Source organism: Pseudorhodoplanes sp. (genome assembly GCA_032027085.1).
Taxonomy (GTDB): Bacteria; Pseudomonadota; Alphaproteobacteria; order Rhizobiales; family Xanthobacteraceae; genus Pseudorhodoplanes.
On record JAVSMS010000001.1, the window covers coordinates 3,192,158 to 3,206,448 of the forward strand.

At 62.3% G+C, this 14,291-nt stretch carries 12 protein-coding genes; 6 read left to right on the forward strand and 6 right to left on the reverse strand.

Annotated features, from left to right (window positions below; translation table 11 throughout):
• Window positions 1–396 precede the first annotated feature (396 nt).
• The 6 genes from RO009_15410 (at window position 397) to RO009_15435 (ending at window position 7,419) form a co-directional block, all read left to right on the forward strand.
• Window positions 397–1,614: an LL-diaminopimelate aminotransferase gene (locus tag RO009_15410; protein MDT3686423.1), complete on the forward strand. Its 1,218-nt coding sequence runs from the start codon at window positions 397–399 to the stop codon at window positions 1,612–1,614.
• 30 nt (window positions 1,615–1,644) lie between these two features.
• Window positions 1,645–2,967 (forward strand): homoserine dehydrogenase, encoded by a 1,323-nt coding sequence (locus RO009_15415; protein ID MDT3686424.1) that lies wholly within the window; start codon window positions 1,645–1,647, stop codon window positions 2,965–2,967.
• A 59-nt stretch (window positions 2,968–3,026) separates the two neighbouring features.
• Complete coding sequence (gene glpX, locus RO009_15420; GenBank protein ID MDT3686425.1) at window positions 3,027–4,025, forward strand: class II fructose-bisphosphatase; 999 nt, start codon at window positions 3,027–3,029, stop codon at window positions 4,023–4,025.
• 7 nt (window positions 4,026–4,032) lie between these two features.
• Window positions 4,033–4,485, forward strand: a complete 453-nt coding sequence (locus RO009_15425; protein ID MDT3686426.1) for a GNAT family N-acetyltransferase — start codon at window positions 4,033–4,035, stop codon at window positions 4,483–4,485.
• 18 nt (window positions 4,486–4,503) lie between these two features.
• Window positions 4,504–6,357 (forward strand): single-stranded-DNA-specific exonuclease RecJ, encoded by a 1,854-nt coding sequence (gene recJ, locus RO009_15430; GenBank protein ID MDT3686427.1) that lies wholly within the window; start codon window positions 4,504–4,506, stop codon window positions 6,355–6,357.
• Between the two features lie 75 nt (window positions 6,358–6,432).
• Window positions 6,433–7,419 carry an ABC transporter substrate-binding protein gene (locus RO009_15435; protein MDT3686428.1) on the forward strand — a complete coding sequence of 329 codons (987 nt, stop codon included), beginning with the start codon at window positions 6,433–6,435 and terminating at the stop codon, window positions 7,417–7,419.
• A 41-nt stretch (window positions 7,420–7,460) separates the two neighbouring features.
• Here RO009_15435 and RO009_15440 read toward each other — a convergent pair whose 3' ends face one another.
• Genes RO009_15440 through RO009_15465 form a run of 6 tightly spaced genes read right to left on the reverse strand, consistent with a single transcriptional unit; the run spans window position 7,461 to window position 14,253 of the window.
• On the reverse strand, window positions 7,461–8,960 hold the full coding sequence (locus RO009_15440) for an aldehyde dehydrogenase family protein (GenBank protein ID MDT3686429.1): 1,500 nt from the start codon (window positions 8,958–8,960) through the stop codon (window positions 7,461–7,463).
• 59 nt (window positions 8,961–9,019) lie between these two features.
• The gene (locus tag RO009_15445) at window positions 9,020–9,988 is read right to left on the reverse strand and encodes an ABC transporter substrate-binding protein (GenBank protein MDT3686430.1); all 969 of its coding nucleotides are present in this window, start codon (window positions 9,986–9,988) and stop codon (window positions 9,020–9,022) included.
• Window positions 9,989–10,000: 12 nt separating this feature from the next.
• Entirely contained in the window at window positions 10,001–10,795 is a 795-nt protein-coding gene (locus tag RO009_15450) for an ABC transporter permease (GenBank protein MDT3686431.1), read from the reverse strand.
• Window positions 10,774–11,544, reverse strand: a complete 771-nt coding sequence (locus RO009_15455) for an ABC transporter permease subunit (protein MDT3686432.1) — start codon at window positions 11,542–11,544, stop codon at window positions 10,774–10,776. The genes RO009_15450 and RO009_15455 overlap by 22 nt, the downstream gene beginning before the upstream one ends.
• On the reverse strand, window positions 11,541–12,407 hold the full coding sequence (locus RO009_15460; protein ID MDT3686433.1) for an ABC transporter ATP-binding protein: 867 nt from the start codon (window positions 12,405–12,407) through the stop codon (window positions 11,541–11,543). Before RO009_15460 ends, RO009_15455 begins: the two co-directional genes overlap by 4 nt.
• A 28-nt stretch (window positions 12,408–12,435) precedes the next feature.
• Window positions 12,436–14,253 (reverse strand): thiamine pyrophosphate-binding protein, encoded by a 1,818-nt coding sequence (locus tag RO009_15465; GenBank protein MDT3686434.1) that lies wholly within the window; start codon window positions 14,251–14,253, stop codon window positions 12,436–12,438.
• Window positions 14,254–14,291: the final 38 nt, after the last annotated feature.

Below are 14,291 nucleotides of genomic sequence, written 5' to 3' on the forward strand. Positions count from 1 at the left end.
CCGCGGACTAAGATCTGATGTCGCGACGCCGGCCGAGTGTGCCTATAAAACTGCAACGTGCTCTTGGCCGGGCCCTTTGGCCGGTGCTGTTTTTGGCCGCAACTTTGATGGCCGGCTGCAGTACCGCGCAGATCGACCATATTCCCCACAATATAGGAGGGCTTCCCGAGGGCGCCCCGGCACGGCCGACCGTTCAGCCGGCTTATCCCGCAGTGCACGATATGCCCCCGGCCAGGGCACAGCCCCTGCTCGATGAGGAGCAGCAGAAGCGCCTGGAAAAGGATCTTATCAGGGTGCGCAACCGCAATACTGGCCAAAGCAAGAACCCGTGATAAAAGCTTGATTCCAGACGCCCGAGCCGGCCCATTGGCCGGGGCGCCAGAAAGCCCTGCAACCATGGAAGAATTTCATCGCATCCGCCGCCTGCCTCCTTACGTTTTCGAGGTGGTTAACCGCGCCAAGGCCGCGGCGCGGAATGCGGGCGCCGACATCATTGATCTCGGGATGGGCAATCCGGACCTGCCGGCACCGCCCCATGTGCTGGAGAAGCTCAAGGAGACCTTGGGCAAGCCGCGCACCGACCGCTATTCATCGTCCAAGGGTATTCCGGGCCTGCGCAAAGCGCAGGCGGCCTATTACGGCCGCCGCTTCGGCGTGAAGCTTAATCCCGACACGCAAATCGTCACCACGCTCGGCTCCAAGGAAGGATTCGCCAATGTCGCGCAGGCGATCACCGCGCCGGGCGATGTCGTGCTCGTTCCCAATCCGAGCTATCCGATCCATGCTTTCGGCTTCCTGATGGCCGGCGGGGTGATCCGCTCGGTACCGTCGGAGCCCACCCCGGAATTCTTCCACGCACTCGAGCGAGCGGTCATTCACTCGATACCGAAGCCGATAGCGGTGGTGGTCTGCTATCCGGCCAATCCGACCGCCTATGTGGCCGATATCGATTTTTACAAGGACCTCGTGGCTTTTGCGAAAAAGCACGAACTCATGGTCTTGTCGGACCTCGCTTACGCCGAGGTTTATTTCGACAACAACCCGCCGCCCTCGATCCTGCAGGTGCCGGGCGCGTTCGATGTTGCCGTCGAATTCACCTCGATGTCGAAAACCTTCTCGATGCCGGGCTGGCGCATCGGATTCGCGGTCGGCAACGACCGCATCATCGCCGCGCTGACGCGGGTGAAGTCCTATCTCGATTACGGCGCGTTTACGCCGGTGCAGGTTGCGGCAACCGCCGCACTGAACGGCCCGGAAGATTGCATCCGCGAGATGCGCGACACGTATCGCAAGCGCCGCGACGTGCTGGTTGATAGTTTCGGTCGCGCCGGCTGGCATATTCCGACGCCGTCCGCCTCGATGTTCGCCTGGGCGCCGCTGCCCGAGCAGTTCCGTTCTCTGGGCAGCGTCGAATTTGCAAAGCTGCTCGTTGAGAAGGCGGAGGTTGCGGTCGCGCCGGGCATCGGCTTCGGCGAGCACGGCGACGATTATGTGCGCCTTGCCGTCGTCGAAAATGAGCATCGCATCCGCCAGGCCGCACGCAATATCCGCCGTTTCCTTGAAACCGGCGCCCAGACATTGCACAACGTCGTTCCTCTTGCCACACGGCGCTGAGGCGCCATTCTTGCTTTTCGGAATTTTCAAATGGTCGCGCCCCTGAAAGTGGGTCTTGCCGGACTCGGAACTGTTGGCGCCGCTGTCATCCGTCTGATCCGTGACAATCAGCAGGCGCTCGCCGCGCGCTGCGGCCGGCCGGTTGAAGTCGTGGCGGTGACGGCACGCGCGAAAAACAAGGATCGCGGCATCGATCTGAAATCCGTGCGCTGGTTCGACGATCCGATAGCGCTGGCGCGCGATCCTGGCATCGACGTGTTTGTGGAGTTGATGGGCGGCGAGGGAGATCCGGCGAAGGCTGCGATCGAAGCCGCGCTGGGTGCGGGTAAATCCGTCGTCACTGCCAACAAGGCGCTGCTGGCGAAGCATGGGATTACACTGGCGGGTCTGGCCGAAAAAAATCAGGTCGCCCTGAATTTCGAGGCGGCAGTCGGTGGCGGCATTCCGATCGTCAAGGCGTTGCGCGAGGGCCTTGCAGGCAATGCGATTAGCCGCGTCTATGGCATTCTCAACGGCACCTGCAATTACATCCTGACCCGTATGGAGCAGGAGGGGCTATCCTTCGAGGATTGTCTGAAGGATGCGCAGCGCCTCGGCTATGCCGAAGCTGATCCGACCTTCGATATCGAGGGCTTCGATACCGCGCAGAAGCTCGCCATTCTGGCCAGCATCGCCTTCGGCACCAAAGTCGATTTCGACGCGGTGTATGTCGAAGGCATTTCGTCGATCACCTCGGCCGATCTGGCGGCCGCCGACGAGCTTGGCTATCGCATCAAGCTATTGGGTGTGGCCGTGAGAACGGACACCGGCATCGAGCAGCGCGTGCATCCGACCATGGTGCCGAAGGAATCCGCGATCGCGCAGGTCATGGGCGTGACCAACGCGGTGACGATCGACGCCGAAGGCTTTCCGCCGATCACGCTGGTGGGGCCGGGCGCTGGCGGCGCGGCCACCGCATCCGCAGTCGTCGCCGATATCGGCGACATTGCCCGCGGCACGCGCATCGCCCCGTTCGGCCAGCCGTCAGGCCGGCTTGCCGCCGCCGGCAAGGCGCCAATGCAATTGCATGAGGGCGGCTATTACATCCGGCTGCTTGCGCTGGATAAACCGGGCACTGCCGCGACCATCGCCACCCGTCTCGCAGAGCAGCAAATCTCGCTGGAATCGATTGTGCAGCGCCACCGCGGCCCGGAAGGCGGCAAGGATGCCCGTGCGGTCAGCGCTCCGGTTCCGGTGATCTTGATCACCTATGCCACGACCGAGGATGCTGTCCGCCGCGCTTTGGCCGCGGTGAAGGCGGACAAGGTAATAACCGGCGAGCCGCAATTGATCCGCATCGAAAAAAACCGATAGAAGAGCGGCGGGAAGCCGGGGACAAGACTGGAAAGTCGGGGAAGAAAAGGATTTCACTGATGTCGTCGTTGACCATTACGGTGCCTGCGCAACACGCTCTGGAGCGCATTCTGTCGCTGGAGATCGTGCGTGTAACAGAGCGCGCCGCCGTTTCGGCCGCCCGCCTGCGCGGCCACGGAAAGGACAAGGCATCGGATCAGGCGGCGGTCGATGCGATGCGCCGCGAGCTCAACAAGCTTCCTATCGACGGCACGGTGGTGATCGGCGAGGGCGAAATGGACGAAGCGCCGATGCTGTTCATCGGCGAACAGGTTGGCACCAAGACTGGTCCGAAGGTCGACATAGCGGTCGATCCGCTGGAAGGCACGACGCTCTGCGCCAAGAACATGCCGGGCGCGATCGCCACGCTGGCGATGGCTGAGGCGGGGACGCTGCTGCACGCGCCCGATTGCTACATGGACAAGATCGCCATCGGCCCGGGTTATCCGAAAGGCACAATCGATCTCGACGCACCGGCTGACGAAAACATCATTAGCCTCGCCAAAGCCAAAGGCGTCAAACCCTCCGAAATCAACGCGATCCTGCTCGATCGGCCGCGGCATGCAAAGATCATCGAAGCGGTGCGCAGGACCGGGGCGGCGGTCAGCCTGATCTCCGACGGCGACGTGGCCGGAGTCATCCATTGCGCCGAACCCAAGACCGGCATCGACATCTATCTCGGCATTGGCGGCGCGCCGGAAGGCGTGCTGGCGGCCGCGGCGCTCCGCTGCATCGGCGGCCAGATGCAATGCCGCCTTGTGGTTGATTCCGAAGCGTTGCGTGAGCGCACGCTGAAGATGGGTATCAAGGACCCCAACAAGAAATACGAGATCGAGGACATGGTGAAGGGCGATTGCCTGTTCGCCGCGACCGGCGTCACCACAGGACCGATGCTGACCGGCGTGAAATTCAGCAAAAGCATCATCGAGACCGAAACGGTGGTGATGCGCTCGGTCACCGGAACGGTGCGCAAGATTTTTGCCGAGCATCGTCAGCTCGACAAATTCCACCTGGATTGATCGGGCGATGTCGAGTGGCGATCTGCACGTTCGACCGTTGCGGCCGGACGAGCGCGCCGCTTGGGAACCGCTCTGGAACGGCTATCTCGCCTTTTACGAAACAGCGGTGCTGGCGGAGGTGACAGAAGCCGCCTGGCGGCGCATGCATGATTCGGCCGAACCCATGTTCGGTCTCGGTGCATATGCCGACGGCAATCTGGTCGGCATCGTGCATTACCTGTTCCATCGCTCCTTCTGGACTATCGGCGATTACTGCTATCTGCAGGATCTGTTCGTGTCGGAGGCGGCGCGCGGCAAAGGCGCAGGGCGTGCGTTGATCCAGGCGGTGGAGCGCGCGGCGCGGGAGGCGGGTGCAAGCCGCGTGCACTGGCTGACCAAGGAAGACAATCACACCGCACGCGCCCTTTACGACAGGCTGGCGGATCGCTCCGGTTTCATCCAGTATCGCAAGCTCTTCTAAATCGCCTGGTCGGGGTCCATGTCACTTGCTTTGGCCACCGCGCCGAGAATGCCCGCGCGGCATTTTCTCGGCGTCGAACGTTCCGTCTGCGGCCGCGCCTGGCGGGACCGGCTGGACGAGCGCGCGGCCGCGCAGGCTTTGGCGATCACACAACGCCATGGAATGCCCGAATTGCTTGCGCGCATTCTGGCCGGTCGTGGCGTGACTCCGGATCAGGCCGTCAGCTTTCTTGATCCGACGATCAAGACCCTGCTGCCGGACCCCAGTACGCTCACCGCCATGGCGTCAGCGGCGTCGCGCATCGCCGATGCCATCATGCGCGGTGAGAGCATTGCGATCTTCGGCGACTACGATGTCGATGGTGCCACCTCGTCCGCCTTGCTGGCACGCTATCTGCGCTATTGCGGCCTGTCTCCGATCATTCACATCCCCGACCGCATCTTCGAAGGCTATGGCCCGAACATCGAGGCTGTCCGCTCGCTGCGCGAACGTGGAGCGTCGCTGCTGGTCACGGTCGATTGCGGCACCACCAGCATTGAAGCTTTGGCGGAAGCGAAGAAAATCGGATTCGATATTGTCGTCATTGATCATCATCAGTGCGGCGATGCGCTCCCCGATGTGCTGGCGCTGGTTAATCCGAATCGGCCCGATGATTTGTCGCAGCTCGGACATCTGGCGGCGGCCGGTCTCGTTTTTCTCACGCTTGTTGCGGTCAATCGTGAATTGCGATCACGCGGATTTTTCTCGGGCGACCGGAAGGAACCCGATCTGTTGTCGACCCTCGATCTCGTCGCGCTCGGCACCATCGCCGACGTTGTGCCGCTGAGGGGATTGAATCGCGCTTTCGTCGCCAAGGGCCTGATCGCGATGCGCGGACGACGCAATGTCGGCCTGACCGCTCTGATGGATGCCGCGCGTCTGGATGGTCCGCCGGAACCGTTTCATCTCGGCTTCCTTCTCGGGCCTCGCATCAACGCCGGTGGTCGTATTGGCCGCGCCGATCTCGGCGCCAATCTCCTGCTGGAAGAAGACCCTATCGAAGCGGCGCGGGTCGCCGCCGAACTCGATCGCCTCAATCGCGAACGGCGGGCGATGGAGCAGCAGATGCTCGTCGAGGCGGAGGCCGAAGCTTTCGCCGCGTTGGGATTGGAGGAGAAGGGTGCGGTCGTTGTCACCGCCGCGCGCGGTTGGCATCCGGGCATTGTCGGGCTGATCGCGGCGCGGCTGAAGGAGCGCTTCGGACGGCCGGCCTTTGCCGTCGCGCTCGACACCGAAGGCGTCGGCACCGGCTCGGGGCGTTCGATCGCTGGCGTCGATCTGGGCCAGGCGGTACGGCGGGCAGTGTCGGAGGGACTGCTTCTGAAGGGCGGCGGCCATGCCATGGCCGCCGGCATTACCCTGCGCAAGGACGCCTTGGCTGCGTTCCGCGCCTTTATGGAAGACGCGCTCGGAAACACGGTCGAAGCTGCGCGGCGCGACGATGCATTGTTGATCGATGGAGCCCTTGCCGCGGCGGCCGCCACCGTCGAATTCTGCAACACCGTTGCACAGGCCGGTCCCTTTGGTGCCGGAAATGGCGAGCCGGTTTTCGCCCTGCCAAATCACGCCATCGCCTTCGCCGATGTGATCGGCGAAAAGCATGTACGGGTGCGGCTGCGGGCTGCGGACGGCGCCATGCTGAATGCGATCTCGTTTCGCTCCGCTGACAACGATCTCGGCAGGGCGCTGATCGCAAATCGCGGCCAGCCGGTTCACATCGCGGGATGTCTAAGCGTGGATCGCTGGCAGGGCGCCGAACGCGTGCAGCTTCGGATTCTCGACATGGCACCGGCCGGGCCCATGCCAGCAAACATGCCCGCAATCGGGATGTGAATGGCTTTCTGTTTTGCTTCTTGCGTCGCTTTCGCCTAAAGCAAGACGTTGTCAGTTCACGCGAAGTCAGCATACATGTCGAAGCTCAGTCTTTCCGTTGCCATCGGCGATTACGACCGCAATCGCCCGCTGATCGACGGCGCCGTCCAGATCGACGGTGTCGACCCGGTGTTCATGACGCTGTCGCCGGAGGAGATTTTCTTCCGCGCGTTTCGGGCGCAGGAATTCGACATCTGCGAATTGTCGTTGTCGAGCTCGACGGTGAAAACCGCGCAGGGCAATTTTCCGTATGTCGGCGTACCGGCATTTCTGTCGCGCGCCTTCCGCCACACCTGCATCTGGGTGCGCACCGACCGAATCAAGAAGCCGGAAGACCTGAAAGGCAAGCGTTTCGGGCTACCGGAATATCAATTGACTGCCATGGTCTGGGCGCGCGCCATGCTGGAAGACGATTACGGGGTGAAGCCGTCAGACGTCACCTGGGTGCGCGGCGGGATCGAGGAGCCGGGACGCCCGGAAAAGATCAAGCTCGATTTACCGAAGGACGTGCGGCTGGAAACTGCGCCGGAAGGCAAGACGATTTCCGGAATGCTGGCCTCTGGCGAGATCGACGCCTTCATGGCGCCGCGCGCGCCCGCGCTGCCGGCCAACACGCCGAATGTCGGCTGGCTTTTCCCAGATCCGGTGGCGGCGGCCAAGGATTATTACAAGCGCACCAAGCTGTTTCCGATCATGCACATTGTCGGCGTGCGGCGTGAGCTTGCGGACAAGCATCCGTGGTTGCCGGGCGCGGTGTTCAAGGCCTTCGAACAGTCAAAGGCGAAGGCGCTGGCGCATCTTGGCGAAACCTCGGCGACGAAGGTGACGCTGCCTTTTGTCGAAGAACGTTTGAGGGAAGCGCGCGACCTGATGGGCGACGATTACTGGTCCTACGGCGTCGAGGCGAACCGCCATACGCTGGAATATTTCTTTAAGCAGCACCATGCGCAGGGGCTATCGTCGCGGCTGGTGAAGCCGGAGGATCTGTTCCATCCCGGGACGCTGGAAAGCTTCAAACTCTGAAAGCATCGGGCCCGGCGAAAGCCGGGCCCGATTATTGAGGCTTAGGCCTTTGCCGGCCGCAGCCGTACGTGAATGTTCTTTTCTTGCGTGAAGGCGAACAACTCTTCAATGCATTCCTCGCGGCCGATGCCGGACTGCTTGAAGCCGCCAAACGGCGTACCGATGAAATGCTTGCTGGTCTCGTTGATCCAGACAAAGCCGGCTTCGACGGCGCCTGCGGTGCGGTGCGCGGTCGACAGATCGTTGGTCCAGATCGAGCAGGTGAGGCCGTATTCGACCGCATTGACCTGATCGAGCATGTTCTGTTCGTCCGACCATTTGAAGATGCCGAGCACGGGACCAAAGATTTCCTCCCGCGCGATGGTCATGTCGGGCGTGACGTCGGCGAAGATCGTCGGCTCGACGAAGAAGCCCTTGCCGAGCTTCGCATTGGCGGGGCGACCGCCGCCATAGAGCACGCGTGCGCCTTCCTTCTTCGCCGTGTCGATGTAATGCATGACACGGTTGAACTGCACCTTGGAGACGATGGCGCCCATGGTGGTGGCTGAATCGGTCGGGATGCCTGGCTTGTAATAGGCGACCTTCTGCTTCACGCGCTCCAGCACGGCGTCGTAGATCTTCTCATGGATGAAGGCGCGGCTGGTCGAGCCGCAGGATTGCCCGCACCAAGTGAAATTCATGCCGCCAACCACACCGCCCGCGACCTCGTCCGGATCGGCGTCGGGATAGGCGATCAGCGCATTCTTGCCGCCGAGTTCGAGCAGCACCGGCTTCACGGTGTCGGCGGCGGCTTTCATCACCGCGCGGCCGGCCGGCACGCTGCCGACCAGCGCCACCATGGCAATGTCGGGATGGGCGGAAAGACGCGCGCCCGCGTCCTTTCCGCCGGGGACGACGTTGAACACGCCGGGCGGGAACAGGCCGTCGCAGAGCTCGGCGAGACGCAGCGAGGAGAGGGGCGCCTGCTCCGGCGGCTTGACCACGATGGTATTGCCGGCGGCCAAGGGAGCGGCTGACTTGCCGGCGCAGAACATGAACGGATGGTTGAACGGGATGATGCGGCCGATGACGCCGCGCGGCTCGCGCACGGAGAAATTCACCACGTCCGGTCCCATCGGAATGGATGCGCCCTTCATTTCGGTAACGAGACCGGCAAAAAACTCCATCTGCGCTGCCGCGATGTTGGCGTCGGCGAGCATCTCCTTCACCGGGTTGCCGCAATCGGCGGCGTCGATCATGGCGAGTTCGCCCGCATGCTCGCGCAGGATTTGCGCGACCCGCTTGAGAATGCGTGCACGCTCTAGCGGCGGCACGCGGCGCCATTCCCTGAAGCGGGCCTTCGCCGAAGCGATGGCCGCATCCATGTCGGCGTCGCCGCAATCGGCGACTTTGCCAAGCGATTCGCCGGTGCCTGGATTGATGGTGTCGACATAGCTGCCGTTCTTCGGCTTGTGCCATTTGCCGCCGTAATACGCATCGCGGTGCTCGGGCAGCCGAATCTCCGTTGGAACGGCGGTCTGCGGAGGCAGGGCGGTCGTCACTGCATCACCTCTCAAAAAGAAAGCCCGCCGCGCGGACGCGGCGGGCGGATTACATCGCCTTACTTCTTGCGTGGCGGAATCTGGATCAACTGCTTGAGCTGATCGGCCGTGAGCGGCTGCGCGGTATATTTGAAAGTCACGGCGTCCGGCACGATCGCATCGAGGCCCTTCACTTCATCCGGATTGACCAGCGACTTCGGAAAGAATTCATCGCGCACGCGCTTGGCCGTTGCTTCCGGCACGCCGACGAATTCGGCATAATCTTTGATGACCTGTGGATTGTCGCTGTACATGTAGTCGATGGTTTCGCGATAGGCGTCCATGAATCGCTGCAGCACATCCTTCTTCTTCGCGACCGTATCGGGATGGGCGATCAGCAACCGGATGGTCTGGCCGCGCACCAGCGGGGAGTCGCTGGCCTTGGCGACGATATTGATCTGCTTGGCATCGATCTCCTTCAGGCCAAAAGGCGGGGAGGCCCAGCCGACATCGACCTGGTTTGTCATCACTGCTGTCAAGGTCGAGGCCGGATTGCCGGTCGCCGTCGGTTTCGCGGTCAGCTTGTTTTCCTTGACGAAGGCGAGAACGATTGAATGGGTCGAGGACCCGTTAGTGGAATAAGCAATTGTCTTGCCGTTGGTGTCCTTCAGCGATTTGATTCCGGAATCGGCTTTCGCATACCAATAGTCCGCGGCGCCTGTCGCCTGCGCGCCGATGATACGGACCGGCGCACCCTTCGAGAACGCGCCAAGCACGCCGTAAATGCCGGCTGCGGCGCCGACGTCGACGGAATTCGAGATCACCGCCTGCTGGGTTTCGCCGCCGCCGGAGGTGTAGAGTAGTTCAAGCTTGATACCGTGCTTCTTGAAAATACCGGCCTTGTCGCCGAGATGCGCGATGGCGGTGTCCCAGTTTCCGCGCTGGCCGATCGCCATCTTCACCAGGTCTTCGGCCGTCGCAGCCGTTGAAACGGACATTGCCGCAGCAGTTACGGCGGCTGCGCAAAGCAGCGACGTGAAGTTTCTCATTTGGTTCCTCCCTTACAAACGCTTGATGGAATCAAGCCCGCCAAGCCGCCCGACCAGAGCATTCGCGCCGATTGCCAGCACGAACAAGACGATCAGCATGGCGTACATGCGCGGCATGTCGAACAGGCTGTAGGCCTGAATGATCAGGAAACCGATGCCGCGGTTCGACAGCTTGGTTTCCGCGAGCAGTGTGCCGATGATGGCGACGCCGAGGCCGAGCCGCACGCCGTTGATGATCGGATGGCGCATCGCCGGGAGATAGATCTTCCAGGCCATCTGCCAGGCGTTTAGGCGGAAGCTCTTGCCGACGCGGATCAGGACGGGATCGATCTGCCGCATGCCGGCCGCGACGGAGAGGGCAATCGGAAAGAAGCAGGAGAGCGTGCCGAGCGCAACTTTCGAGGCGGGGCCGACACCGAACCACATGATCATGATCGGGAAGAAGATGATCTTGGGCGTCGGGCCGAGATAATAGAGATACGGTTCGTAGGCCTTGCCCAGAAAGCGGCTGCCGCCCAAGACCAGGCCGACCAGTACGCCGCTGATGCCGCCGATGGCCAGCGCCGCGCCGATTTCAGCGGCGGTCACGCCGAGATGCCAGTAATAATCTGGATTGGAAAGAAGCGTCACGAGCGCACGGCCGATGGCGAGCAGCGAGGGCACCACGTCGCGGTAGAGCCACCCGGAGGCGGCCACAGCCTCCCACAACACCAGCACGGCGGCGATGATGGCGACGCGAACCAGCGTCACCGGCCTCAGGAGTGGCGAGGTGATCGCCGCTTGGGTCAGTCTGCCGGTCTCAGCCATCGCTCAATCCGTTCAATGACGACAAAGAAGACGACGCTCACCAAGATGACAAAGCAGATCGCCGCGTAAGTGCCTGGAAGATCATAGCGTTCGGCCAGATCATTGATGAGCTGCCCGAGGCCGCCGAAATTGATCAGGAATTCCACGCCGACGACATTGATCAGGGCGAAAATCAACCCAAGCTTCAGCCCGACGAAGATCGTCGGCATGGCGGCCGGGAACAGGATTTTCCAGAACATCTGGCTTTCGCTCAGCTTGAAGCTGCGACCGACATTGATCAGCACACGCCGTGTCCCGGAGAGCCCTTCGATGGTCTTGAGAATGACCGGCGGCAGGCCCGCAACGAAGCCCATCATCACGATTGTCGTGGCCGACCGGCCAAAGATGACCAGAAAGAGGGGATACATCAGAACGGTTGGCGCGGATGCGGCGGCGGCGACCCATGTTTCGGTCGCGCGGCGTAACAGGTCGAAGCGGTGCAGCAGGGTGCCCATTGAAACACCGATCACGGTGATCAGCACTGCGGCGGCGAAGCATTCCTTGAAGGTCAGGTAAAAGCGGTCAAGCAGATGCTCTTCCACGATCACGCGCTCGAAGCTGGCCGCGATCTCCGACGGCAGCGGAACGATAAACTGATTGAGCAGGCCGACACGGATCGCAGCTTCCACGAGAAGCACGGCAACAACGAGCGTGCCGAAGCCGACAATTGCCGGCGCTCCGGGGATGCGGTTAAGCGCGGTGGCGGTCATCGCTTGGCTCGCGCCACGCGGCGGCCTTCATCTTCGCTCAGGCCGCGGCTGGCTTCCTCGCGCAGATCGTTCCAGATTTGCGCAACGTAATGACCGAAGGCCTCGGAGCCGACGATTTCGGATGAGCGCGGTCGCGGCAGATCGATATCCACCATGCGCTTCACTTTGCCGGGACGATAGGTCATCACCATGATGCGGTCCGACAACTGCACGGCCTCCGTGATGTTGTGGGTGATCAGCATCGTGGTCTGTTTCAGCTCCTGCTGAATCTGCAACACCTTGTCGCCGAGCAGGAGGCGGGTCTGCTCGTCGAGCGCCGCGAAAGGCTCGTCCATCAGGAGGATTTTAGGCTCGGACGCCAGCGTGCGCGCGAGCGAGACGCGCTGCCGCATGCCGCCGGACAATTCAGAAGGGTACCGGTTCTCGAAGCCGTCGAGCCCGACCATGTGGATGAAATGCCGCGCCTTCTCGTAACGCGTCGCCTTCGGCATGCCCTCGATTTCGAGCGGGAAGGAAACGTTCTCTATCACTGTGCGCCAGGGAAATGTCGATTCCTCCTGGAACACCATGCCGACAGACGGATGCGGGCCGGTGATCTTTTCGCCGGCGACGGTGACATTGCCTTCATACTCGCCGAGCAGGCCGCCGATTACGTTGAACAAGGTCGACTTGCCGCAGCCGGAAGGGCCGATCACCGACAGGAACTCGCCTTGCTTCACTCCGAGCGACACATGATCGACCGCTGTTACCGTGCCGTCCGGCGTCGGAAAGCGCTTGCTCAGGTTGTCGACAATGAGCAGGCCTTTGCCGTTATTTGCCGGTGCGGGAGCAGCTTGCTTGATGGGCATGGAGGCAACAGACATCGATCATCTTCCGTGTTGAAGTGCTCGGCTAGTCAGCTTGCCGGGTCATGGCTGCTGTTGTGAGCGGAGCATAGCCCGGTTCGACCCGCACATCGACTACTGCAACGGAGCCATTCTCGACAGCGGCAATCGCGTTGCGGAAAATTTCAGGCAGATCCGCCGACTGCGTGACCGGACCAAATCCTTCTGCACCTTGCGCGCGTGCCATAGCGGCAAGGTCGATCTCGGGATCAGACATGCGCTGGCCGATCCATCTGTTTTCCACCGGCCGGTTGCGCGTGCGGGCGACGCGTTCCTGATGCAATTCGTCGTTGAAGAAGGATCGATTGTTGGCCACGACAATGAGGAGCGGAATGCGGTAATGCGCCGCTGTCCAAAGTGCAGTCACACCCATCAGGAAATCGCCGTCGCCGCAAATCGCGATGGGGAGGCGGTCGCTGTCCTTCAGCGCCAGCGCCGCGCCGACGGCTATGCCGGGGCCGCCGCCAATGCCGCCGCCGCCGTCGGAGCCCAGATAATCGAGCGGATGACGGAACGGCCACCAGGCGCCGTTCCAGGATAGTGGCAAATGGCTGAACGACACCGGCTTGCTACCGACGGCGTCGCGCAATGCGTTTGCGAGATGCTCGACGGTGAGAGAAGTCTTGGAAAGACTGGACGCCGCGGGAATGGAGTTGCGTGGCTGATAGGCGGGCTTCGCCCCCGGCGCGAGGGTTTCAAGCAATGCGCTCACGGTGGCATCGGCATCGGCGGAAATGAACAGATCGACCGGCGGCAAAGCCTGATGATCCATGCTCCAGCCGTTATGGAGGTGATGATCGAGCGAGACTTGGATGATCTGCGCCTTGGTCGAAAGCGCCTTCGCTGTTTTCAACGCGCCGGCAAGATCCACCCAGTCGAGACTGAGAATGACGTCGGCCTCGGCCAGCGCTTCCAGCCCTTGCGCATCAGGAACGAGATTGCTCGGCGCGCCGACATGCAACGGATGGTCGGTCGGGAAAGAAGCGCCGATTTTCAGGTCAGTCATGACGCGCGCATTCAGCGCTTCAGCCAGCGCCACGCGATCGTTCCAGGCCGCGACATCGCGCGACGCACGGCCGGCAAGGATCACAGCGTTTTTGGCACCGCGCAGCTTGGTCGCGGCGAGTTGCACCGGTCCGCGGGCGGGTGCTGCGAGTACGGGCGGCATGAAACGCGCCGCATCGATCGGCGGCAAGGGCTGGGGAAGCCTTGCCTCCTGCATCTCTGCATCAAGATTGACATAGACCGGCCCCTGCGGTGCCGTGTTGGCGATCCACGCGGCGCGCAGAAGGGATTCGCGCGCTGCGGCCGGGGAGGCCGGCTGATCGTCCCATTTCGTGTAATTGCGGATTAGCGCGCCCTGGTCGCGCGCAGTGTGGATCCAGTCGATCCAGGGGCGGCGCTTGTCGGCATCGACCGGTCCGGTTGCGCCGAGGATCACCACCGGCGTGCGGTCGCACCAGGCGTTGAAGACCGCCATGGTAGCGTGCATCAGCCCGACATTGGAATGCACGACGGCCGCCATGGCGCGGCCGGTGACCTTGGCCCAGCCTTGCGCGATGGCGATTGCGGCTTCCTCGTGCAAGCAGAGCAGCATTTGCGGCTTCTGGTTGCCGAGATAGTTGACGATGCTGTCGTGCAGCCCCCGATAGCTCGCGCCGGGATTGAGCGCGACATAGGGGATGTCGAGCGAACGCAACGTCTCAGCGACGACATCGCTCCCGAAGCCCGGAGTATTGGCGCCGGAGGCGACGGGCCGCTCAAGAGACGTCAGATCCTGCGATACCATTTTTGCGGTCTGGACGCGTGATGTCGGTACAGTCACGAATGGTCCTTTTCGGCGAGCGGTCTTGCCTGCGTTCG